Source organism: Methylorubrum thiocyanatum, from assembly GCA_014138645.1.
In the GTDB taxonomy this organism is placed as follows: Bacteria; Pseudomonadota; Alphaproteobacteria; order Rhizobiales; family Beijerinckiaceae; genus Methylobacterium; species Methylobacterium thiocyanatum.
Genome location: JACJIB010000002.1, coordinates 459,392 through 480,937, shown reverse-complemented (window position 1 = coordinate 480,937; position 21,546 = coordinate 459,392). Strand labels below are relative to the sequence as shown.

The 21,546-nt window shown below is 69.5% G+C and carries 18 protein-coding genes; 11 read left to right on the top strand and 7 right to left on the bottom strand.

Annotated features, from left to right (window positions below; translation table 11 throughout):
- The first annotated feature begins 208 nt into the window (after window positions 1-208).
- Entirely contained in the window at window positions 209-1,501 is a 1,293-nt protein-coding gene (locus HNR51_RS06065) for a PepSY-associated TM helix domain-containing protein (protein WP_182554306.1), read from the top strand.
- A 7-nt stretch (window positions 1,502-1,508) separates the two neighbouring features.
- On the opposite strand, the gene HNR51_RS06060 is transcribed toward HNR51_RS06065, so the two are convergent.
- The 3 genes from HNR51_RS06060 to HNR51_RS06050 form a co-directional block, all read right to left on the bottom strand.
- Entirely contained in the window at window positions 1,509-2,291 is a 783-nt protein-coding gene (locus HNR51_RS06060; RefSeq protein WP_182554305.1) for a restriction endonuclease, read from the bottom strand.
- A 192-nt stretch (window positions 2,292-2,483) separates the two neighbouring features.
- Window positions 2,484-2,999, bottom strand: a complete 516-nt coding sequence (locus HNR51_RS06055; RefSeq protein WP_012457004.1) for a Ros/MucR family transcriptional regulator — start codon at window positions 2,997-2,999, stop codon at window positions 2,484-2,486.
- 679 nt (window positions 3,000-3,678) lie between these two features.
- Window positions 3,679-4,326, bottom strand: coding sequence for a class II aldolase/adducin family protein (locus HNR51_RS06050; RefSeq protein ID WP_141954492.1), 648 nt, complete (start codon window positions 4,324-4,326; stop codon window positions 3,679-3,681).
- Window positions 4,327-4,578: 252 nt separating this feature from the next.
- Between HNR51_RS06050 and HNR51_RS06045 the strand changes: the two genes are divergently transcribed.
- The gene (locus HNR51_RS06045) at window positions 4,579-7,281 is read left to right on the top strand and encodes a bifunctional acetate--CoA ligase family protein/GNAT family N-acetyltransferase (protein WP_182554304.1); all 2,703 of its coding nucleotides are present in this window, start codon (window positions 4,579-4,581) and stop codon (window positions 7,279-7,281) included.
- An 87-nt stretch (window positions 7,282-7,368) separates the two neighbouring features.
- On the opposite strand, the gene HNR51_RS06040 is transcribed toward HNR51_RS06045, so the two are convergent.
- Together HNR51_RS06040 and HNR51_RS06035 are read right to left on the bottom strand one after the other, a co-directional pair.
- Entirely contained in the window at window positions 7,369-7,896 is a 528-nt protein-coding gene (locus HNR51_RS06040) for a Dps family protein (protein WP_012457001.1), read from the bottom strand.
- 146 nt (window positions 7,897-8,042) lie between these two features.
- Window positions 8,043-9,851: a L,D-transpeptidase family protein gene (locus tag HNR51_RS06035; protein WP_182554303.1), complete on the bottom strand. Its 1,809-nt coding sequence runs from the start codon at window positions 9,849-9,851 to the stop codon at window positions 8,043-8,045.
- 173 nt (window positions 9,852-10,024) lie between these two features.
- On the opposite strand from HNR51_RS06035, the gene ruvB reads away from it, so the two are divergent.
- The 4 genes from ruvB to ybgC all read left to right on the top strand — a co-directional run bounded on the left by ruvB (window position 10,025) and on the right by ybgC (window position 13,648).
- The gene (gene ruvB / locus HNR51_RS06030) at window positions 10,025-11,095 is read left to right on the top strand and encodes a Holliday junction branch migration DNA helicase RuvB (RefSeq protein WP_041372204.1); all 1,071 of its coding nucleotides are present in this window, start codon (window positions 10,025-10,027) and stop codon (window positions 11,093-11,095) included.
- Window positions 11,088-12,056 (top strand): metallophosphoesterase, encoded by a 969-nt coding sequence (locus HNR51_RS06025; RefSeq protein ID WP_182554302.1) that lies wholly within the window; start codon window positions 11,088-11,090, stop codon window positions 12,054-12,056. The genes ruvB and HNR51_RS06025 overlap by 8 nt, the downstream gene beginning before the upstream one ends.
- Before the next feature lie 286 nt (window positions 12,057-12,342).
- Window positions 12,343-13,059: a DUF4142 domain-containing protein gene (locus HNR51_RS06020; protein WP_182554301.1), complete on the top strand. Its 717-nt coding sequence runs from the start codon at window positions 12,343-12,345 to the stop codon at window positions 13,057-13,059.
- 157 nt (window positions 13,060-13,216) lie between these two features.
- Window positions 13,217-13,648 (top strand): tol-pal system-associated acyl-CoA thioesterase, encoded by a 432-nt coding sequence (gene ybgC, locus HNR51_RS06015; RefSeq protein ID WP_182554300.1) that lies wholly within the window; start codon window positions 13,217-13,219, stop codon window positions 13,646-13,648.
- Here ybgC and HNR51_RS06010 read toward each other — a convergent pair.
- Window positions 13,635-14,891, bottom strand: a complete 1,257-nt coding sequence (locus HNR51_RS06010) for a methyl-accepting chemotaxis protein (protein ID WP_182554299.1) — start codon at window positions 14,889-14,891, stop codon at window positions 13,635-13,637. The two genes, ybgC and HNR51_RS06010, sit on opposite strands and share 14 nt — an antisense overlap.
- 428 nt (window positions 14,892-15,319) lie before the next feature.
- Here HNR51_RS06010 and tolQ point away from each other — a divergent pair, with 428 nt between their 5' ends.
- The 4 genes from tolQ (at window position 15,320) to tolB (ending at window position 19,329) form a co-directional block, all read left to right on the top strand.
- Window positions 15,320-16,036, top strand: a complete 717-nt coding sequence (gene tolQ / locus HNR51_RS06005; RefSeq protein ID WP_012456994.1) for a protein TolQ — start codon at window positions 15,320-15,322, stop codon at window positions 16,034-16,036.
- A 34-nt stretch (window positions 16,037-16,070) separates the two neighbouring features.
- Window positions 16,071-16,520 (top strand): ExbD/TolR family protein, encoded by a 450-nt coding sequence (locus HNR51_RS06000; protein ID WP_012456993.1) that lies wholly within the window; start codon window positions 16,071-16,073, stop codon window positions 16,518-16,520.
- Window positions 16,521-16,534: 14 nt separating this feature from the next.
- Entirely contained in the window at window positions 16,535-17,911 is a 1,377-nt protein-coding gene (gene tolA, locus HNR51_RS05995) for a cell envelope integrity protein TolA (RefSeq protein WP_182554298.1), read from the top strand.
- A gap of 77 nt (window positions 17,912-17,988) precedes the next feature.
- The gene (tolB, locus tag HNR51_RS05990) at window positions 17,989-19,329 is read left to right on the top strand and encodes a Tol-Pal system beta propeller repeat protein TolB (RefSeq protein WP_012456991.1); all 1,341 of its coding nucleotides are present in this window, start codon (window positions 17,989-17,991) and stop codon (window positions 19,327-19,329) included.
- Window positions 19,330-20,360: 1,031 nt separating this feature from the next.
- On the opposite strand, the gene HNR51_RS05985 is transcribed toward tolB, so the two are convergent.
- Window positions 20,361-20,996, bottom strand: a complete 636-nt coding sequence (locus HNR51_RS05985; protein ID WP_182554297.1) for a glutathione S-transferase N-terminal domain-containing protein — start codon at window positions 20,994-20,996, stop codon at window positions 20,361-20,363.
- A 200-nt stretch (window positions 20,997-21,196) separates the two neighbouring features.
- On the opposite strand from HNR51_RS05985, the gene HNR51_RS05980 reads away from it, so the two are divergent.
- On the top strand, window positions 21,197-21,451 hold the full coding sequence (locus tag HNR51_RS05980; RefSeq protein WP_012456989.1) for a hypothetical protein: 255 nt from the start codon (window positions 21,197-21,199) through the stop codon (window positions 21,449-21,451).
- Window positions 21,452-21,546 lie beyond the last annotated feature (95 nt).

The following is a 21,546-nucleotide window of genomic DNA, read 5'->3' as shown; positions in this document are numbered from 1 at the left end:
CGCACGATCCAACGGCTGGCCAAAGGATCGAGCAAGGGCTGGCGCATCGGCGTGACTGCCCTTATCGAAGGTCCGCTCCCGCAGCGCCCGCATGGCTGCCGCGTCGGGAGCCGGACTGAACCGGACCGGGGCCGCTCGTCCAGGGACCGGATGGCCCTATCCTTGGCCGATGGCGCGAAGCCGTCGCCGAACGAGGCTCGAGGGTTGGATGGCGCGCTCCGTTTTCGTTCTGCTGCACCGCTGGGCCGGTCTCGCCATCGCCGCCTTCCTGCTGGTGGCGGGTCTCACCGGCGCGGTGATCTCGTGGGATCACGAGCTCGACGACTGGCTCAATCCGCATCTCCACACGGTCGAAAGCCGCGGCGCGGCGATCCCCGCCCTCGATCTCGCGCGGCGGTTCGAGGCCCGCGAGCCGGGTGCCCGCGTCGCCTATGTCCCGCTGGCGGCCGAACCGGGCGACTCGCTGTCGCTGTTCGTGGTGCCGCGGGTCGATGCGGCGACGGGCAGGCTGCACACGCTCGGCTACAATCAGGTCTTCCTCGACCCCGTCACGGGGGCCGAACTCGGCCGGCGGGAATGGGGCCAGGTCTGGCCGATCACCCGTGAGACGCTGATCTCCTTCCTGTACAAGCTGCACTTCTCCCTGCACCTGCCGGAGATGTGGGGCGAGGAGCGCTGGGGCATCTGGCTGCTCGGCATCATCGCCGTGGTCTGGACCCTCGACTCGTTCGTCGGCTTCTATCTCACGCTGCCGGTGCGCAAGGGCGCCAATCCCGCGCGACCGGCGCCGGTGGAGCGGCAGCTCGGCCGGGGCTGGTGGTCGCGCTGGAAGCCCGCCTGGAAGGTGAAGACCTCGGGCAGCGCCTACCGCATGACGTTCGACCTGCACCGCGCCTTCAGCCTTTGGACCTTCGCCCTGCTGTTCCTGCTCGCCTTCACGGCGTTCTCGCTCAATCTCTACCGCGAGGTGTTCCTGCCGCTGATGTCGAGCGTCTCGCAGGTGACGCCCGAGCCGTCGAACACCCGACCCTTCGTCTCGCCGCTCAAGCCGATCGAGCCGGGGGTGGATTACGCCCGAATCCTCGACGCGGCGCAGGCAGAGGGGCAGCGCCGCGGCTGGAAGGAGCCGGTCGGCGCGCTCGCCTACACGCCGATGCAGGGCTTCTACACCGCCCGTTACTTCGAGCCCGGCGACGATCACGGCGCGGCGGGCGTCGGCCCGGCGGCGATCTACTTCGACGGAGGGGACGGACGGGTGATCGGCGACCGCCAGCCCTGGGTCGGCACCGCCGCCGACATCTTCGTGCAGGCGCAGTTCCCGATCCATTCCGGCCGCATCCTCGGCCTGCCGGGGCGCATCCTGATCTCGCTCATGGGCCTCGTCGTGGCGATGCTCTCGGTCACCGGCGTCGTGATCTGGTGGCGCAAGCGCGCCGCGCGCCTGTCCGTGCGCCGGAAGGCCGTCGCGCTGCCGTCCGGCCGGCCGGTTCCGGCGGAGTAGGCGCCGCTCAGCGTCCGGCCGTCACCGTCCGGCGGCCCGCCCGCCGCGCGGGCGCGAGGCCCGACAGGTCGTCGTGGTGCAGAAGGAGCACGCCGGTGGTGCCAGCGAGCTTGCGGGCGGCGGGCGTGAAGCCGGCATTCGAGACGACGGCCGCCATGTCGCCGGACCAGTGCAGGGCGGCCGCCGCCACCTCCTGCACAGCCGCATTGCCGACCGGTCGGGCGTAGCGCTTGCACTGCACGACGAGCCGCACGCCCGCCTTCTCGGCGATCACGTCGCAGCCCTGGTCGCCGCTGGCTCCCGTCGGCCGGGCGTCCCAGCCCGCTTCGCCCAGAAGCTCGGCGCAGTAGCGCTCGTAGGCGACGCCATCCTCCGGCGTGTCGATCGCGTCGGGAAGGGCGTAGCCGCTGGCCACCCGCTCGACGATCGCCTCCATCTGATCGAAACGCGGGTCGACGTAGTCGGAAAAGCCGCGTGCCTCCACGAGCGGCAGGATGGTGCGCTCGACGAAATACGCGCGCTCGCGCAGCCAGCCATCCTCGATCGTGTTGCCATAGGCATCGAGGAAGCGCTCCTGCCATCGCCGCAGGGCCAGCGTCGCCGCGTGGCGCCGGGCGATGCGGCGCACGAGGGAGCGGAACCGGCGCGGGCGGTCGAGGCGGTGAAGGAGGATCGCGAGGCAGGCCGCCCCCGTGGCGGCCAAGGCCGGGGCCCCGTAGCGGAAACCGGCGGCGCCCCCGAGGACCAGGGTCCAGAACAGACGCGTGACGGTGGGAGACCGGCCGGACATCATGTTTCCCGCGAGAGGCCGGGACCACGCCCGGAATTCACGGGGCACTGTCCGGCCCAGGCGTTGCCCGACCTCTAACGGCGAGGCTGCGTCCGGCCGGCCCCTAAGGGGCCGGAACGCATCGCGTGTGGATAAGCCTCGTCCGAGCGGACCCGCCGCCCGGCGCGTAGGCGACCGATGTCTGAGACGGGCTCAGGCCGCGTCGCCGGAACGGGCCCGGCCGCTGCGGCGGGGCGCAGCCGCCCTGTTCTCCTGAACCGGCTCCGAGGAGGCTTCCGGCGCGACCTTGGCGGGCCATTTCCGGCGCTGTTGGCCGAGTCCCATGGTCCGCGCCAGTTCCGATCGCGTCGCGGCGTAGCTTGGCGCCACCATCGGATAATCGTCCGGCAGGTTCCAGCGCGCACGATACTCATCGGGCGAGAGGTTGTAACGCGTCCGAAGATGCCGCTTGAGCGACTTGAACTTCTTGCCATCCTCAAGGCAGATCAGAAAGTCCTGCTGAATCGAGCGGCGGATCGATACGGCCGGAACCAGAGGCGGCTCTTCAGGTTCGGCGGGCTTGTTCGACAATTGCGCAAGAGCGCCGTGGACCGCTGTGATCAGTCCGGGCAATTCCCCGACCGCCAGGGAGTTATTCCCGACGTAGGCCGACACGATATCGACAACCAAGCCCACGTGATCGCCAGCGGAGTCATCCTCAAGCGACATCCTCAATATCCCTTCCGATATGTGCAAACGACGAACATCAATACGCGTCGCGTGGACGACGCCTTCATTGCCGAGCACCGAGTGTCTGCGCTGAATGACGCAGGATTTAACCTTTGATGCATCCGGCCGCAAGACGGTTTTTAACGCTTGTAAAAAAACAATTGGACTTTTGCCCAACGAACGGAGCTATTGCGGCAAACCACGTATGCAGAACTCCACATAGCTGCCGCGAAAGCAGCGGAGTCTGCGCTTGCACGGGAGTGCAACTGCGTAGTGTGCCGGGTCTCACCATTCACGGCATTGGAACGCCGCTCTCGGCCGCAACCCGGATAGCTGAACCTCGCCTCTTCGCGGAACGCGCGGTCGAGAACGCAACCTTAAGATGAGTTAGGCGGCAAAAAGCCGCATCAACACAACCTAGAAGAAATCTAGGTCCGGATTCGCCGCGGTCGCCCGTCGATTTCGCCAGACGCCGTGATCCAGGCAGGACACAGGAAATATGTGACACAGCGAGATGCTGCGGTGGCAATTCGGCGTCGCCGCATTGCGCGGAGAAGCAACGCCCGACGTCGGACAAGATGTCGCGGAACGCCGATCGAGACCTGCGCAGCCGAATGCGACGCCACGAATTGCGGCCGTTGCGGCCGAGGGAGAAGCGCCTTCCGCGACCTCGGCCGCATCAAGCGGATTTTTCCCGCGGGCCATAGGATCGGAAACGCTCGACCGTCTCGGCCACCTCCGCATCGGTCAGCACCACCGGCGTGCCGACCTGCAGCGCGATGGCGTATTGGCGGCACAGGGCCTCGACCTCGACGGCGAGCCACATCGCCTTCGACAGGTTCGGACCCGTGGCGATCATGCCGTGGTTGGCGAGCAGGCAGGCGCTGCGGCCCTCAAGGGCATCGAGGGCGAAGTCGGAAAGGCGCTGGGTGCCATAGGGGGCGTAAGGGGCGCAGCGGATGGTCGGCCCGCCGGCCATGGCGATCATGTAATGCACCGCGGGGATCTCACGCCCGCAGATCGCGAAACCCGTGGCATAGGGCGGATGGGCGTGGACGACCGCTCCGATCTCCGGCCGGGCCGCGAGGATGTCGCGGTGGAAGCGCCACTCGGAGGAGGGCGCCAGCGGGTGGTCCCAGCTTCCGTCGAAATCCATGAGGACGAGGTCGTCGGGGCTGAGCTGCTCCGCCGGGATCCCGGAGGGGGTGACGAGGAAGCCCGCGCCCGACCGGACCGAGAGATTGCCCGAGGTCCCCTGACTGAGGCCGAGATCGAGCATGCGGCGCATGGCCTCGACCATCCCTTGGCGCATCGCGAAAGACGGCACGGGCAACTCCTTCGGACGGGGACCGGTCGGGCGCGAGCAAACCCACAGGTGCCCCGACCGGACACGACCCTATCCGCAGCGGCGTGTCGGCGAAACCGGCCGATAGGCCCCTCGCCGAGAGCGCGCATCGACCGTTGAGGTTCGAGCAGAACGCGTCGTTCGCGCTTCCGCCGCGGAGGCATGGCCGTCCGTAATCCATTCGCGGGGCAGTTTGACGCTCGGCCTCACGCCGCGGGATGGTATAGGCGGCCCATGAGCACCTATCGATTCGAGGCTCTGCTCGCCCCGCGCCGCATCGCCGTGGTCGGAGCGGGGGACCGGCCCGGCTCCGTCGGGCGGGCGATCATCGACGGCCTGCGCGCAGGCGGGTTCGCCGGCGAGATCGTTCCGGTCCATCCGCGCGAGACCAGCGTCGACGGGCTGCCCTGCAGCCCGCGCCTCGCCGACATTCCGCAGCCTCCCGATCTGGTGATGGTCGCCACGCCCCCGGCGGCGGTGCCGGACATCGTCGAGGAAGCCGGACGGATCGGTGCCGCCGCGGCGGTGATCCTCTCCGCCCATCTCGGCGACGGCGAGGCGGCTCCGGTCGGCGCGGCCCAGGCGGCGGCACGGCGGTACGGCCTGCGGCTGATCGGGCCCGACAGCATCGGCCTGAGCGTGCCGGCCCGCGGCCTCAACGCGACCCTGCTTGCCCGGCCGCCGAAGCCGGGAGATCTCGCCCTGATCTCGCAATCGGGGACCGTCGCCTCGGCCATCGCCGAGTGGGGATGGCGGCACGGCGTCGGCTTCTCGGCGGTGATGACGCTCGGCCGCTCCGCCGATGTCGACATCGCCGATTGCCTCGACCACTTCGCCGAGGACTATCACACCCGCGCGATCATCCTCTCGCTGCACCACGTGGCGGATGCGCGCAAATTCCTCACGGCGGCCCGGGCCGCGGCGCGCGCCAAGCCGGTCGTGGTGCTGCGCACCGGCCGCCACGAGGCGCCGGGCCGCCGGCCGGAGACCCATACCGGCGCGCTCGCCCGGCCCGGTGCGGTCTACGAGGCGGCGTTCCGGCGGGCCGGCCTGCTCGCGGTCGACGGGCTCGACGCGATGTTCTCCGCCGTCGAGACACTGGGGCGCCAGCGGCCCTTCCCCGGCAATCGGTTGATGATCGTCTCCAACGGCCGCGGCATCGGCGCCTTGGCCGCCGACCGGCTGGCCGATCTCGGCGGCACGCTGGCGGAGCCTTCCCGCGAGACGCTGGAACGCCTCGCGCCGGTGCGGCACGGCCGGCTGAACAATCCCCTCGATCTCGGCATCGACGCGGTGCCGGAGGATTACGTCCGCGCCCTGGAGCCGCTGCTCGCCGGCCGCGACAGCGACGCCGTCGTCTCGGTCCATGTGCCGACGGCGCGGGCGGGCAGCCGCGAAGTCGCGGAGGCCGTGGCCGGCACCGTCGCCAGGGGCCGGTCGGCCGGGCGCCGCAAGCCGGTCTTCGCCGTCTCGATCGGAGAGGATGCGGCGATCCGCGCGATCTACGCGGAAGCCAAGATCCCGCTCTTCGCCACGGATGCCGACGCGGTGGAGGGTTTCCTGCACCTCGTGCGCTACCGCGAGGCGCAGACTGACCTGATGCGCACCCCCGACGCCCTGCCGCGCGATTTCTCGCCGGACGTCGCCGTCGCCCGCCGCATCGTGGACGAAGCGCTGGTCGAGGGCCGCACCTGGCTCGACCCCCACGCGGTGACCGAGCTGCTGACGGCCTATCGCATCGTCTCGGTGCCGGTCACCCTGGCGCCCGATCCCGACGGTGCGGCGGCGGCGGCGTGGCCGCTGATCGCGGGCGGCGGCACCGTCGTGCTCAAGCTCGTCTCGCCGGACGTGGTGCACAAGTCGGAGGTCGGCGGCGTGCGCCTCGGCCTCACCTCGGAGGCCGACGTGCGCGAGGCGGCGCATGCCATGATCGCGCGGGTCAGGGAGCTGCGGCCCGACGCGCGGGTGGCGGGCTTCGCCGTGCAGCCGATGCTGCGCCGGCCGCAGGGGCGGGAGCTGATCGCGGGGCTGGCCGAGGATCCGGTCTTCGGCCCCGTCGTGGTGTTCGGCCGCGGCGGCACCGCGGTCGAGGTCATCGACGACCGGGCGCTGGCGCTGCCGCCCCTCGATCTTGCGCTCGCCAGCGAGTTGATCGGCCGAACCCGCGTGGCGCGGCGGCTCGAAGCCTATCGCGACGTGCCGGCGGCCGACCTGCCGGCGATCGCCCTGTTGCTGGTGAAGCTCGCCCAGCTCGCCGCCGACCTGCCGGCGGTGCGCGAACTCGACATCAACCCCCTGCTCGCCGATGCCGACGGCGCGATCGCCCTCGACGCACGCGTGCGCATCGCGCCGGAGCCGATCCCCTCGGAGCGCCGCCGCGGCAACTGGCATCCGCGCTTCGCGATCCGGCCCTATCCGTCCGACTGGGAGCGACGGCTCGATGTGGGCGAGCGCTGCGTCCAAGTTCGGCCGGTGCGGCCCGACGACGAGGACATGTTCCGGGATTTCTTCGCACAGGTGGACCCGGAGGATGTGCGGCTGCGGTTCTTCGCGCCGGTGCGCGACTTCAACCACGCCTTCCTCGCCCGGCTGACCCAGCTCGACTATTCTCGCGCCATCGCCTTCGTCGCCATCGACGAGGCGGCGGAGGAGGATCGGCGCATGCTCGGCGCGGTGCGCCTTCACGCCAACGCCAACCACGATACGGGCGAGTTCGCGATCCTCGTGCGCTCCGACATCAAGGGGACGGGCCTCGGCGTCGCCCTGATGCGGATGATGATCGACTGGGCTCGGGCCGAGGGCATCGCCGTGGTCGAGGGCAGCGTGCTGGCCGAGAACCGGCCGATGCGGGCGGTCTGCCGCCATCTCGGCTTCACGGAGGAACCGATGCCGGACGATCCGACCCTGGTGAAGGCCACGCTCAAGGTCGTGGAATAGGCGAGACGCCGGACGACCCCGCGAAACGAAAGGGCTGCCGACCCTCGCCGGATCGGCAGCCCTTTTCAGTTCGATCGCAAGGAGCGGTCAGTGGCCGCTATCGGTGGCCTCGCGGGTCGCCTCGTAGAGGAACCACGTGCGCTCCTCGGACTGATCGATCCACTCCTCCAGCAGGCTGGTGGTCGAGACGTCCTTGGCGTCGTCGGTGACACCGTGCAGCTCGCGCATGTTGGCGGTCAGCGCCTTGTTGTCGTCGCGCAGCTCCTTGAGCATCTCCAGCGGGCTCACGTAGTCGGCGTTGTTGTCCGGAACGCGCTTGAGCTGCTCGGCCTGACCGAGCGAGCGCAGGGTGGTGCCGCCGATCTTGCGGGCGCGTTCGCCCACCGCGTCGATGATCGCGAAGATCTGCTGCGACTGCTCGTCGAGCAGCAGGTGGTAGTCGCGGAAATTCGGACCGCTGACATGCCAATGGAAGTTCTTGGTCTTGATGTAGAGCGCGAAGAGATCCGACAGGAGGACGGTCAGGCCCTCGGAGATCTTCGCGACGTCGTTCGGGTCGAGATCGGTCGGGGTGTTGAGCCGATCGCTGGCAACACGCAGCTTAGCCTTGGCCATAGGGAACAATCCTCACACTCTGCAATCGTATATCCGCCGGCGACAACCGCACCGGCACTCGATCGGCAGAATGAGGAAGCGAGAGGCTTTGTTCCGCCTCGCATGGCAGCGCTGCTGTGGATGGGACGCAGGCACCGGATTAAACGTCAGCCGCGCCCGCCGACGAGTCCGGGCGGAAGCGGGACCGGGTCGCCCTCGGGCGCGCGGGCGGGGGGCACGGCCTTTCGCGCCTGCGGCTTCGGCGGAGCCGGGAGGCCGGTGGCGGCCGGCGCCGCGGCGGGCGCGGCCCCGATCGGTGCCGGCCGGCCCGTGATGGGCTTGTTCGGGCTGGGCCTGCTCGGGCCGAGCTTGGCGGAACCGGGATCGGCGGAAGCCGGCTTGGCGGGCGCGCCCTGCGTCGCGGGAGGCGCGGGGCGCGGCACCGGGCTCGGTGCGGTCGCGCGGGGCGTGATGGCACCCGTCGTCGTCACATCGGGCGCATTCGGCGTGGCTGCCGCCGGGGCCGGGGGCGTATCGAGACCGTAGATGTCGTCGCGGAAATGAACCCGGCCGTCCGAGGTCGCGTAGCCGGTGAGATAGACGAAGGCGACCGGCGTCGGCTTCACCAGTTTCACGTCGCGCCGCTCGCCCGCGGCGATGGCCGTCTCGATCTCGATCGGCCCCCAGGTCGAGCCGGCGCCGTTCGGCCCCTCGGTGCCCTGGAGCAGCCATGCGGCGAATTCCTTCACTTGGCCCACGCGGACGCAGCCGTGCGAGTGGAACCGCACCGAACCCGCGAACAGCGATTTCGAGGGCGTGTCGTGCATGTAGATCGCGTGCCGGTTCGGCATGTCGATGCGGATCTGCCCGAGCGAGTTGTCGAGGCCGGAATCCTGGCGCAGCGTGTAGTTGACCGCCTTCTGCGTGTTCCAGTCGATCGTCGTCGGATCGACTTCGACGCCACCGGGGCCGAGGATGCGGATGCGGTTCTTGGCGAGATAGCCGGGGTTCTTGCGCATCGTCGGGATGATCTCGTTGCGGATCACCGAGACGGGCACGGTCCAGGTCGGGTTGAGGTTCACGTCGGTGATGCGGGTCTCGACCGCGGGCGTCTGCTTGTCGGGCGAGCCGACAACGGCGACGTAGCGGCGCGTGACGGTGCCGTTCTCCACCGCCTCGACCGTAGCGGATGGGATGTTCACGGTGACGTAGCGCTCGCCGAAACCGAAATTCGAGCCCATCAGCCGCTGCGCCGAGGCGCGCAACTGCCGCTGGCGGGTGTCCGCCGGCACGTTGAGGGCGTTCAGCGTCAGCCGGCCGAGGATGCCGGCATCGGGCAGGCCGTGCCGGGCCTGGAAGGCTTTCACCGCGGCCACCAGCGGCGGGTCGTAGCGGTCGGAGGGCGGCGCGTCGGCGGGGAGGTCGCCGGTGAGCGTCAGGTGGTGGCGTAAGGACGGGATCGCCGGGTGGCTGTCGCCGGGCTTCGGCGCAAAGTCGGCGGGCAGCGTCTTCCAGCCGCCGGCCTCGGCATAGACCTGATAGCGCTCGGCCGCGCGCATCGTATCGACGAAGGTCTGCGCCGTGTAGGTCGGCAGCGGATCCTCGGAAACGCGGGCATAGACGACCGGCGGGAGTTCCCGCGATGCCTTCTTGGCCGGCGGCGCGTCGGTCGGAACGGCCACCGTGTCGGCGGTCGGGCGCTCCGTCTTCGGATCGGCTTTCGGGTCCGGTTTCGGCTCGGATCGGGCCTCCGCCTTCTCCGGCCGCGGCTCGGGCTTCGGATCGGCCCGCAACTCGCGCTTCGGTTCGGGCGCGCCCTCGGCCTTCGGCTCGATCCGCAGGTTGATGCGGGAATCGGGCTCAGGGGCAGGCTCGGCCTGCAGCGGAGCGGCGAGCAACAGGGCGAGCGCGGCGCCGGTGCCGCCGATGAGCCGGGCGCGGCGGGGGCCGCGCGGGGCGGAGAGAACGTGTCGCATCGCGGATCTCGTCGGGTGCACGGCGCGATCATCGACGCGGTTGGTTACCAAGTCGCTTCGAGGGGCCGAGGCGGGGTGTGCCGAAGCACGCCGCCGGGGTCGCTTTCGCCGCGGTGGTGTGGGCGCGCGGGATGTGCAAAACGCTGGCGAAGACGCCGCCCCGCGAGACCCCCGTGAGCGAAGACAGACCCTCGAAGCCGGGCAAGACCCTGTTGAATCCCGAGCGCAGAGCGGACGACGTCGATCAGTCGATCCGTCCCTTGAGCCTCGCCGAGTTCATCGGGCAGCGGGCGGCGCGCGCCAACATGCAGATCTTCATCGAGGCGGCCAAAAAGACCGGCCAAGCCCTCGACCACGTCCTGTTCGTCGGCCCACCCGGCCTGGGCAAGACCACGCTGGCGCAGATCGTCGCCCGCGAACTCGGGGTGAACTTCCGCTCGACCTCCGGTCCGGTCATCGCCAAGGCCGGCGACCTCGCGGCGCAGCTTACGAACCTGGAAGAGCGTGACGTCCTGTTCATCGACGAGATCCACCGCCTCAATCCGGCGGTGGAGGAAATCCTCTATCCGGCGATGGAGGATTACCAGCTCGACCTCATCATCGGCGAAGGCCCGGCCGCCCGCTCGGTGAAGATCGAACTGCCGAAATTCACCCTCGTCGGCGCCACCACCCGCGCCGGTCTGCTCACCACGCCGCTGCGCGACCGCTTCGGGATCCCGATCCGTCTCGAATTCTACGAGATCGACGAGCTCGAACTCATCGTCCGCCGCGGGGCGCGGGTGCTCGGCCTCGGCATGTCGGAGGAGGGCGCCAACGAAATCGCCAAACGCGCCCGCGGCACACCGCGCATCGCCGGCCGCCTGCTGCGCCGGGTGCGCGACTTCGCCATCGTCGAAGATGCGCAGACCGTCAGCCGCGCCATCGCCGACCGGGCCTTGCAGATGCTCGACGTCGATCCCGTCGGCCTCGACGTGATGGACCGCAAGTACCTGACCCTGATCGCCGCCTCCTTCGGCGGCGGCCCGGTCGGCATCGAGACGATCGCCGCGGCGCTCTCCGAGCCGCGCGACGCCATCGAGGACATCATCGAGCCCTACCTGATCCAGAAGGGCTTCGTGCAGCGCACGCCCCGCGGGCGGGTGCTGACTCCCCACGCCTTCCGGCACATGGGCTTCGCCGAGCCCCGGCGCGATCCGGGCACGCAGTTCGGCCTGTTCGGCGCCAGCGACGACCCGGATGCCTGAGAACGGCCGCCGAAGTCCGGTCTCCATCACCCGCCGGACGGTGCTGATCGGGCTCGGCGCGACGGCCCTGACCGGCGCCGGTACGGGCGCCTACGCCGTCGGCGTCGAGCCGATGCGGCTCACCGTGACGCGCTACCGCCTGCGGCCGTCCGGCCCCTGGCCTTCGGGCCTGCGCCTGCGGATCGTCGCGCTTGCCGACATCCATGCCTGCGAGCCGTGGATGTCGCTTGCGCGCATCGAGGGCATCGTCGCGGCGGCCAACGCGCTTCGGGGCGACGTGATCGTGCTGCTCGGCGATTATGTCTCCGGCATGCGCCTCGTCACGCGCTATGTCGACGCCGCCGAATGGGCGCCGGTTCTCGGGAGACTGTCGGCGCCGCTGGGCACACACGCCATTCTCGGCAACCACGATTGGTGGGAGGACAAGACGGCGCAGGCCCGCGGCACGGGCCCGACCATCGCCGGTGAGGCGTTGAAGCGGGCCGGCATCCGGGTGCTGGAGAACGACGCCGTGCCCCTTGCGATCGGAGGGCATGCGGTCTGGCTCGCCGGGCTCGGCGATCAGCTCGCCTTCCTGCCGGGCCGAAAGCGCCACGGCCACCCGCGCATCGGCATCGACGACCTGCCCGGAACGCTGGCGAAGATCCCGGACGGCGCTCCGGCGATCCTGATGGCGCACGAGCCCGACATCTTCCCGCAGGTGCCGCCCCGGATCGCGCTCACCCTGTCCGGCCATACCCATGGCGGGCAGGTGCGCCTGTTCGGCCGCTCCCCCGTGGTGCCCTCGCGCTACGGCAACCGCTTCGCCTACGGACACGTCCGCGAGCAGACCGATCTCATCGTCTCGGGTGGCCTCGGCAACAGCATCGCCCCGGTCCGCCTCGGCGTGCCGCCGGAGATCGTCGTCGTCGATCTCGGCGACGCGGGAAACGCCGCCGCCGAGCATGCATTTTTTGCATAGCAGAATAGAGCAGAGTGTCGAATGATGGTCTCACCTCCCGTCGGCGGAGGCTGGGACCCGTCGACAGCAAGGTAGAGCGCTAGCCGCCAACCGATTGTCTTATCGGATGATTTTCTGACGGTGCGTTGGCATGCTGCCTGCGCTGCTCACGCTCTGGATCCTGTGATCACAGCCTTGTGCGCATGCGGAACAGGAATGTGCTGCACCGGTTGGAAGCGCGACCCCGCTCCGTGCGAGCGCCGGCCCAACGAACGATTCCAGCACGACCTTCAAGGAAACATCCACCATGAAGACGACCGTCCTGGCCGCCCTCGGCCTGTCCGTCGCCGCCCTCGCCACGCCCGCTTTGGCCCAGGACGCCCTGCCGCTGCGCATCGGCGCCGACGCGCCGATCGGGCGTGCTGCCACCGATACCCGCGACTTCCGCGCCGAGGCGCTGCGCTCGGATGCCACCAGTATCGAGGCGAGCCGGATCGCCCTTGAGCGCTCCCGCAACCCGCGCGTCCGCAACTACGCCAACCGCGTGCTGGTCGAGCGCGAGGCCACCACCAAGGCGCTGCTGCCCGAGGGTACCTCGCTCACCGCCACCGGCCGTGTCGTCTCCGACAGCCAAGGCATTCCGACCCGCCTCGACAACCCGGTCGGCGTTGTCCTCGCCCCGGTGACGCTGGCGGCCAACATCGGCACCGGCATCGTCGGCGGCGTGCTCGGCGGCATCGGCCTCGTGGACAACAGCCCGGGCGAGCCGGGCCGCCGCGTCGCCCTCGGCCCGAACGGCCAGCAGCGCCTCGAGCGCCTGCGCTCGGCCCGCTCCGCCCGTGCGTTCGATCGCGCCTATATCGACGGGCAGGCCCGCTCGGATGCCCGCACGCTCGCCCTCTACAGCAGCTACGCCCGCAACGGCGACAGCGCCGCCGGCCGGGCCTTCGCCAACGAGGCGCTGCCCTACATCGCCGACGAGCACGCCCACTCGGCGAGCCTCGCCAACCGCATCGGCGGCTGATCCACTCCCATCCGACGTTCGAAGAGGGCCGTTCCCGAGGAGGGGGCGGCCCTCGTTGCTCCGGAACCCGCCGCCGCTGCGCCGCGGGTAGGCTTGTCGTCTCGCCACGCAGGGAGCGAACCGCTAGACACCGGTGCCTCTTCGGAACCGGATCTCCATGACGTCAGCGCCCCCAGAGAACGCGCACCGGCTCCCGGTGCGGATCTATTACGAGGACACCGACTTCTCGGGCTTCGTCTATCACGCGAGCTACCTGCGCTTCATGGAACGGGGGCGCACCGAGTTGCTGCGCGCGCTCGCGGGCGACCAGTCCGAGATGCACGCCGAGGGCGCCGGCCTCGTCTTCGTCGTGCGGAAGATGAGCCTCGATTTCCTCAAGCCTGCCCGCATGGACGACTGGATCGACGTGCTGACCTGGTCGAGCGAGTTGCGGGGGGCCTCGATGCATCTGACGCAGGAGGTGCGCCGCGGCGACGACATCCTGGTTCGGGCCGAAGTCGTGGTCGCCTGCGTCAAGAACGGGCGGGCGATCCGCCTGCCCGATGCCCTGCGCTGGGCCCTGACGCCACCGGTCGTCAGATCCGCCTGACTTCGATCAGGAAGTCCTGAACCGCCTTGGTGACCTGCTCCATCTGCTGATCGAACGTGGTCGTCGCGGACAGGACCGAGCGGGCGGAGCCGGCAGAGGTGTCCGCGGTCCCGGCGACCTCGGCGATACTGGTTCCGACACCATCGGTGCGCACCGCCGCCTCGCGGGCGCTCCGGCTGATCTCGTTTGCTGTCGCCGCCTGCTCCTCGACCGCCGCGGCGATCGTGGTGGCGCTCTCGTCCAGGCCATGGATCATGCCGGCGATCCGCTCGATCGCCGCGACCGATCGCGCGGTCGCGGATTGGATCTGCCCGACATGCTGCGCGATCTCGCCCGTGGCCCGGGCGGTCTGCCCGGCCAGCGCCTTCACCTCCGTCGCGACCACGGCGAAGCCCCGGCCCGCGGCGCCCGCACGGGCCGCCTCGATGGTGGCGTTGAGCGCCAGCAGGTTGGTCTGGTTGGCGATGGAGTTGATCAGGCCGACGACTTCGCCGATCCGCTGGGACGTCTGCGCCAGCAACCGCACGCTCTCCAAGGCCGCGCCGGCCTCGGTCACCGCCTGCCCGGTCGCCGTACTGGTGCGGTTGACCTGCCGGGTGATCTCGCCGTTCGAGGCGGTGAGTTCCTCCACCGCAGCGGCGACGGACTGGACGTTCGTCGTCGTCTCCGCCGCGCCGGACGCGGCGCTGTCCGCGGAGCGGGAGGTCGCGTCGGTCGCCGAAAGCACCCGCTCTGCCGCCGACCGCATGAGGCCCGTCGCCTCCGCCGCCTCGCGCAGTGCCGCGCTGATGAGCCCGTCGAAGCTGGCGATCGAGTCGGTCAGCGGCGTCATGTCGGACCACGTCAGAACCGCGGCGATGTAGCGGCCATCGTCGTCACGCACCGGCGAGACATGGAGGTCGAGGGTCTTGGGTCCGAGGCGGATCTTGGTGCGCCAGGGCAGGCGCGACGGATCGGCGACGATGGAGCGCTGGTGGGCCGGGTTCTTGTGAAACACGTCCATCGAGAGGCCGACCATGGCGTCGGGATTCACGGAGGGGGGCAGGTAGGTCCGGAGGGTGTGAAGCGTCTCGACGCTGCGCCGGTTGGCGAAGGTGATCGTCGCCTCGATCGGATGCAGCACGAGCACGTTGACCGGCAAGGCGTCGAGGACCGACTTGAAATCCGCGGAGAGGGCGTCATGTGCCTCCGGCTTATAGCGACTGACGTCGGCTGAGCGGGCCGCGCCTCTACGAAAAGTCATGACTGGGACGCTTTCGGGATGACGGAACGACCTGCTCCGTCGGTTGAACCGACCCCATCATATGTTGGTTTATGACTGGTAAAAATCAGTTGATTTGACAAGTATTTGGGTCAAATTCCCTTCGCGGCCCGCACGAATGCAGTCCTAGTAGAAACAAGTCAGTCCGGGAGCAACTTAGTGTTGCCTGAAGGACAGTTTTTTCCAGCTCGCTTCCTCACGCGGGTCGCAGCAACGAATCCTTAACCTTAAGACGGGCTAAGAGTCATGCGCGTGCCGGTCCGCACGGCAGCCCGAGACAGTCCGGACAAGCGCCTCCTGCGACCCATACTTTCGACAGATTCGCGAGTGATCTCAGGTCTCATCGCTCAAAGGATCAGTCGGCAGTCCGGCGCGCATCGGCGCAGCCCTGACGACGCGAGGATCGTTCGATGACTCCAGCCGACGCCATGCAGGCCGCGCCCGTCGCAGACATGAGCCTGTTCGGCCTGTTCTGGCAGGCCCACTTCGTCGTGAAGATCGTGATGATGGGGCTGCTCGGCGCATCGATCTGGTGCTGGTCGATCATCGTCGACAAGACGCTGCTGTTCCGCCGCACGGAAGCCGAGATGGACGCCTTCGAGGAGGCGTTCTGGTCCGGCCGGTCGCTGGAGGAACTCTACCGCTCCTTCAACGACCGCCAGCCGACCGGCCTCGGCGCCCTGTTCGTCGCCGCCATGCGGGAGTGGAAGCGCTCCTTCGAGGGCTCGGGCCGGCAAATCCACTCGCTGTCGCAGCGCATCGACAAGGTGCTCGACGTGACGATCCAGCGCGAGGTCGAGCGGCTCGACTCGCGCCTCCTCTTCCTCGCCTCGATCGGCTCGGCCGGCCCGTATATCGGCCTGTTCGGCACGGTGTGGGGCATCATGACCGCCTTCACCTCGATCGCGGCCTCGAAGAACACCTCCCTCGCGGTCGTCGCGCCCGGCATCGCCGAGGCGCTGTTCGCCACCGCCATCGGCCTGTTCGCGGCGATTCCCGCGGTGCTCGCCTACAACAAGCTCCAGGCCTCGGTCGCCAAGTCGCAGTCCCGGCTGGAGGGCTTCGCCGACGAGTTCTCGGCAATCCTCTCGCGGCAGATCGACGAGCGCCTCTCGGTCGCCGCCTGATCATCGCAGCTGAACGGAAGCGGGAGCCGGATCGATGGGCATGACGCACGGCGCGGCACAGGGCGGCGGCAAGCGCCGCCGCCGCGGACGGCGCGGACACGGCGCCATCAACGAGATCAACATGACGCCGTTCATCGACGTCGTGCTGGTGCTGCTGATCGTGTTCATGGTGGCCGCGCCGATGATGACGGTGGGCGTACCGCTCGATCTGCCGCAATCGAAGGCGAGTCCGCTCAATTCCGACGTCAAGCCGATCACGCTGTCGATCCGCCGCACCGGCGAGGTTTATCTCGGCGAGGTCGAGCTGAAGGACGACGATATCGTGCCCCAGCTCATGCAGACGGCCAAGACCGGCACCGAGGAGCGCGTCTTCGTGCGCGGCGACAAGCGGGTCGATTACGGGCGCGTGGCCCAGGTGATGGCGATCGTGACCGGCGGCGGCTTCAAGAAGGTCGCCCTCGTGACCGAGCCGGAATCGAATTAGCGGAGCGGGACAAAGTGGCTCTGCGCTGGCCCGAGTCGATCAGGAACCGTGAACCCGGCGTCTGGATCTCCGCTGCGGCGCATGCCGCCGTGCTGGGACTCGCGCTGTTCGCGGTCGCTGCCCCGGCGCTTCCCGACGCGCAGGAGGGCGTGCCGGTCGAGGTGCTGACCGAGCAGCAATTCTCTGAGCTGACCCGCGGCGAGCGCAACGCGGAGAAGCCGGAGAACAATCCGAACCGCGCCGACCGCATCTCCGAGACGATGGAGCAGCGCGAGCCGGAGAACGCCAAGACCGACGCGCCCGCCGCGCCCACCCGCACCGCCGAGACCAAGCTCGCGGCCGTCGATGCGATGCCGCTGCGCGCCGACACCGCCGATCCGGTGAAGGAGGAGGCGGAGGCCGCCGCGGCCAAGGCGGAGGCCGCGAAGGCCGAGGCCGAGAAGGCGGCTGCCGCCAAGGCCGCCGACGCGAAGGCCAAAGCCGACGCCAAGGCGAAGGCGGATGCCGCGGCGAAAGCGGAAGCCGCCAAGGCCGAGGCTGCCAAGGCGGCCGAGGCCAAGGCCGCCGCCGCGAAGGCGGAAGCCGAGAAGCGCGAGGAACTCCAGAAGCTGATCGAGCGCGAGCAGGCGGACGCCGAAGCCGCCGCGAAGGCGGCCGAAGCCAAGGCCAAGGCACGCGCCGAGGCGAAAGCCAAGGCCGATGCCAAAGCGAAGGCGGAGGCCGAGGCTCACGCCAAGGCGGAAGCCGAAGCCAAGGCCAAGGCCGAGGCCGCCGCGAAAGCCGAGGCGGAGGCCGAGCACCGCAAGCAGGTCGCCGAGGCGAAGGCAAAGGCGGAAGCCGAGGCGAAGGCCAAGGCCGAGGCCGCCGCGAAAGCCAAGGCGAAGGCGGTGGCCGAGGCCAAGGCGAAGGCCGATGCCGAGGCGAAGGCGCGCCAGCAGGCGGAACTCGCCAACAAGTTCAGCCCCGGCGACATTCGCCAGACGCTCGCCTCGAAGGCCGCCTCGCAATCGACCGGCTCGACCGGCCGCGAGGTTCAGCGCACGGCCTCCCTCGGCGCGGCGACGGGCAACGCCCAGCGCCTCTCGCCCTCCCTGCGCGACGCCCTCGTCGGCATGCTGCAGCAGCAGATCGAGCGGTGCTACTCGGCCCCGCCCGGCGCGACGCAGGGCGTCGTGCTGCCGATGCTCGATATCCGCCTCAACCCGGACGGATCCCTCACTGCCGAGCCGCGGGTGATGCGTGCCGGAAACAACTCGGTCGATCAATCGATCGCCCAGGCGGCGCTCCGGGCGGTGCGGCGCTGCGCGCCCTACAAGATCCCGGCCCAGTACGCGCCGTATTACAACGACTGGAAGGCCATCAACGCCGAGTTCGAGTTCTCGCCCGTGTGATCCGCCGGCTCGACCAGCCGATCCACCGCCCGACGGCCTTTCCCCCTCGCATTCCCTGACCGACCTGGACTTTTCCCATGCCTGGAACAGCCTTCACCCGGCGCACTCTCCTGCCGGCGCTCACGGCCGCGCTCGGCGTCCTCGCCCTGACGCTTCCCGCCGCGACGCCGGCGCGGGCGCAGCTCCAGCTCCGCATCGGCAGCGGCGCCTTCCAGCCGATGCCGATCGCCGTCGCCGACTTCGCCGGTGACGCCAGCCTCGGCACGTTGGTCTCCAGCGTCATCACCAACAACCTGCGCCGCTCCGGCTATTTCACGCCGCTGGAGAAGGGGCGATTCCCCGAGAATCCGAGCTTCGACGCGGCACCGAACTTCGAGGCGTGGAAGGGAGCGGGCGTTCAGGCCCTGGTGACCGGCCGGGTCGGACGCGATGCCTCGGGCCGGCTCACCGTCGCCTTCCGCCTGTGGGACGTCGCCTCGGGCCAGCAGATCACGGGTCAGCAATACGGCACCGACGTCGCCAATGCGCGCCGCACCGGGCACCTCGTGTCGGACGCGGTCTATACCAAGGTCACCGGCCTCGGGCCCTGGTTCGACAGCCGCGTCGCCTTTGTCGACGAGTCCGGCCCGAAGGAGAACCGCCGCAAGCGCCTGATGGTGATGGATCAGGACGGCGCCAATGTCCGCGCGCTCACCGGCGGCGGCGACGTCTCTGTGGTGGCGCCGCGCTACTCGCCGGCGGGACAGGACATCGCCTTCATGACCCAGGCGCCGGGCCAGCAGCCGAAGGTGCAGATGATCGATCTGGAGACCGGCAAGCGCCAGACGGTGGGCAACTTCGCCTCCATGAGTGCGAGCCCGCGCTTCTCGCCGGACGGGCGCCGCCTCGTGATGAGCGTGCAGCAGGGCGGCAACGCCGACATCGTCACCGTCGATCTCGGATCGAAGGCGCAGACGCCGGTGACGCAGGGGCTCGCGATCGACACCTCGCCGAGCTACTCGCCCGATGGCAGCCAGATCGTGTTCGAATCCGACCGCGGCGGCTCGCAGCAGATCTACGTCATGGGCGCCGACGGCTCGAACCCCCGCCGCCTCTCCTTCGGCGAGGGCTCGGCCTCGCAGCCGGCTTGGTCGCCCCGCGGCGACCTCATCGCCTTCACCCGCCAGCGCAAGGGGGGCTTCGCCATCTGCGTGATGAAGCCCGACGGCTCGGGCGAGCGGGTGCTGACCGAAGGCTTCCACAACGAGAGCCCGACTTTCGCGCCGAACGGCCAATACGTCATGTTCTTCCGCGATCCCGGCGGGCAGGGCGGCGGCAAGCTCTACATGGTCGACATCACCGGCAAGGTGGAGCAGCCGGTGCCGACCCCGTCCTTCGCCTCCGATCCGACCTGGTCGCCGCTGCTGTCGGGGAAGTAGTCGCGGACGAAGCCAGACGTCGTCGAGCGCGCTTGTCCTCCGCGTGCCGCCGCGCCGTCTTGGCCGTCTTATCGCGCCCTCATGCGGAGGCGCCGGGCGCAAGCTCGGCCCCGAAACACGCCCGAACGGCCGGTCCCGCCGCCCTCACGGCTGAGACAGGTGTTGCGGCGTGCGTCGAGGCTGCCGACGCAGCACCTCAGCCTGAGGATCGTTACGATCGCCGGAACGGATCGGCTGGAGGATCTCGAGAACGCCTTCAGCGATAGGACGCCAGCCGCGCGCCAACGGCGAAATCCGCGCGGGCCTCGACGGGCCGGAACGGTCAAAAGCCTCTCGCTTGCGATAGAAACCGCGGCGGAAGCGGTCCACAGGTGGGGCTGATGCGTGTTCGAAGTCGCGCCGTGTCGGCCGCTTCTGCGCCCCTAGGGATCCGCTTCCGTCCGGTGTTCGTGGCGGGCCGCTAAGTCCGAGACCGAACGGGTTCTCAGCCTATCGTTGCGGCTTCATGCTGCGGTGGAGTCATCCCTGTCTCCTCCAGCTTTCACCAACAAACCGTGCGCGGACCACGCGGTTTCTTGGCCGATGTGCTTGCGGCTGCGAAGCACGGATAGAGACTGCGTCCGTATTGGCAGGTCGTCAAGCGGGAATTTGCCGCCAAGCCGTCTGTTTTTCGCCCCCACGAATGCTTGATCAGCAAACTCGTTCGCCGGCAACGGCTTACGCGGCACGAGGGGAAAAGTCCTGTCCGCTTCGACCGCGAGGCGGGCAGAAGACAGCGTGAGGGCGTCGCGCGGAGAACCGGGAAGCGAAGACGGCGACCTGTTCAGCTCCACGCGGCCGGACGGAAGGCGGACCGATTTCGCAGGTTCGCGGCCGGGCGCCGACACAAAGCAGCATCAATCCTCCGCAAGGATGAGGCGCCTGTCCTCGCCTTCACCCCCCAGCGACAGGACGGGCCCGCGGGTCGGCGCGAAGCTCCCCGGCCGATAGGCCGACCCGCGGTCGAAGCCGGGCCGCAGCGCGGATCCGCCTCAGATTGCGGCGAGGCCGCGCTGAACCGCGGGCCGGGCGAGGAGCGCGTCGAGCCAGCGACGCACGTTCGGCAGGCTTTCCAGCTCGACGCCCTGCTTCCCGTGGAACTTCGCCCAGGTCAGGGCGGCGATGTCGGCGATCGAGTACGCGTCGGCGAGGTATTCGTGGTCGGCGAGCCGCCGGTCGAGGACGCCGTAGAGACGCTTGGCCTCCTCCGTGAACCGGTCGATGGCGTAGGGGATCTTGTCCTGCGCGTAGATGCGGAAATGATGAGCCTGCCCCAGCATCGGGCCGAGCCCTCCGACCTGCCAGAACAGCCACTCGTCCACCGCCGTGCGGGCGCGCTCGTCGCTCGGATAGAGGCAGCCGGTCTTGCGCCCGAGATATTGCAGAATCGCCCCCGACTCGAACACCGAGATCGGCGCGCCGCCCGGCCCGTCCGGATCGACGATGGCCGGGATCTTGTTGTTGGGGGAGATGGCGAGGAAATCCGGCGCCATCTGCTCGCCCTTGCCGATATTCACCGGCACGACCCGGTAGGGCAGCCCGCACTCCTCGAGCATGATCGGGATCTTCCACCCGTTCGGCGTGCTCCAAGTGTAGAGTTCGATGGGCTGCGCCGTCGTGACCGCCATGCTGGCATCCCGGAAAAGCGGGCCCGCGCCCGTCCTCGGTCAACGAGGTAGCGCGGAACGGCCCGGCGGCTCAAGCCGACGGCCAAGCTCACGCGCGATCGTGCGCAAGTTGTAGAGGGCGCTTGCTCTTTTGCGGCCGATGCGGCTGTGATGCGGTGCGGACGGCCACGCTGCCGAATCCGCCCTACCGGAGTCGCCCGATGCTCTCTCGTCTCCTCGCCGCGGTCGTGCTGGCCGCGCCGCTCCTCCTCGCTCAGGCCGCGACGGCCCGGGAGGCAACGAAAGAGCCGACGGCGAAGGAGCCGAGCGTGGCCCAATCCGCCGCCCGTGAGCGGCAGAAGAAGTGCGGCGCCGAGTGGCGCGCCCTCTCGGCCACCGAGAAGACGGCCCAGGGGCCGAAATGGCCTCAGTACTACAGCAAGTGCGTGAAACGCCTGAAGGAGCAGAAGGCCTGACCCGGACGCGAGCGACGGGCGGCCGTCCCGTTTCGGGGTAGACACCCCTGCGTGAACCGTACGGCGTCGGCCGTGTTGCCCCGCCGACCCGCCCC

Bases quoted from the DNA above. Each gene is read 5' to 3' on its own strand.
- HNR51_RS06065 (WP_182554306.1), top strand. From the start codon at position 209: ATGGCGCGCTCCGTTTTCGTTCTGCTGCACCGCTGGGCCGGTCTCGCC.
- HNR51_RS05985 (WP_182554297.1), bottom strand. From the start codon at position 20,996: ATGGCGGTCACGACGGCGCAGCCCATCGAACTCTACACTTGGAGCACG.
- HNR51_RS06010 (WP_182554299.1), bottom strand. From the start codon at position 14,891: ATGACTTTTCGTAGAGGCGCGGCCCGCTCAGCCGACGTCAGTCGCTAT.
- HNR51_RS06000 (WP_012456993.1), top strand. From the start codon at position 16,071: ATGGGCATGACGCACGGCGCGGCACAGGGCGGCGGCAAGCGCCGCCGC.
- HNR51_RS06040 (WP_012457001.1), bottom strand. From the start codon at position 7,896: ATGGCCAAGGCTAAGCTGCGTGTTGCCAGCGATCGGCTCAACACCCCG.
- tolQ (WP_012456994.1), top strand. From the start codon at position 15,320: ATGACTCCAGCCGACGCCATGCAGGCCGCGCCCGTCGCAGACATGAGC.
- HNR51_RS06035 (WP_182554303.1), bottom strand. From the start codon at position 9,851: ATGCGACACGTTCTCTCCGCCCCGCGCGGCCCCCGCCGCGCCCGGCTC.
- ybgC (WP_182554300.1), top strand. From the start codon at position 13,217: ATGACGTCAGCGCCCCCAGAGAACGCGCACCGGCTCCCGGTGCGGATC.
- HNR51_RS06045 (WP_182554304.1), top strand. From the start codon at position 4,579: ATGAGCACCTATCGATTCGAGGCTCTGCTCGCCCCGCGCCGCATCGCC.
- HNR51_RS05980 (WP_012456989.1), top strand. From the start codon at position 21,197: ATGCTCTCTCGTCTCCTCGCCGCGGTCGTGCTGGCCGCGCCGCTCCTC.
- HNR51_RS06060 (WP_182554305.1), bottom strand. From the start codon at position 2,291: ATGTCCGGCCGGTCTCCCACCGTCACGCGTCTGTTCTGGACCCTGGTC.
- tolB (WP_012456991.1), top strand. From the start codon at position 17,989: ATGCCTGGAACAGCCTTCACCCGGCGCACTCTCCTGCCGGCGCTCACG.
- HNR51_RS06020 (WP_182554301.1), top strand. From the start codon at position 12,343: ATGAAGACGACCGTCCTGGCCGCCCTCGGCCTGTCCGTCGCCGCCCTC.
- HNR51_RS06055 (WP_012457004.1), bottom strand. From the start codon at position 2,999: ATGTCGCTTGAGGATGACTCCGCTGGCGATCACGTGGGCTTGGTTGTC.
- HNR51_RS06025 (WP_182554302.1), top strand. From the start codon at position 11,088: ATGCCTGAGAACGGCCGCCGAAGTCCGGTCTCCATCACCCGCCGGACG.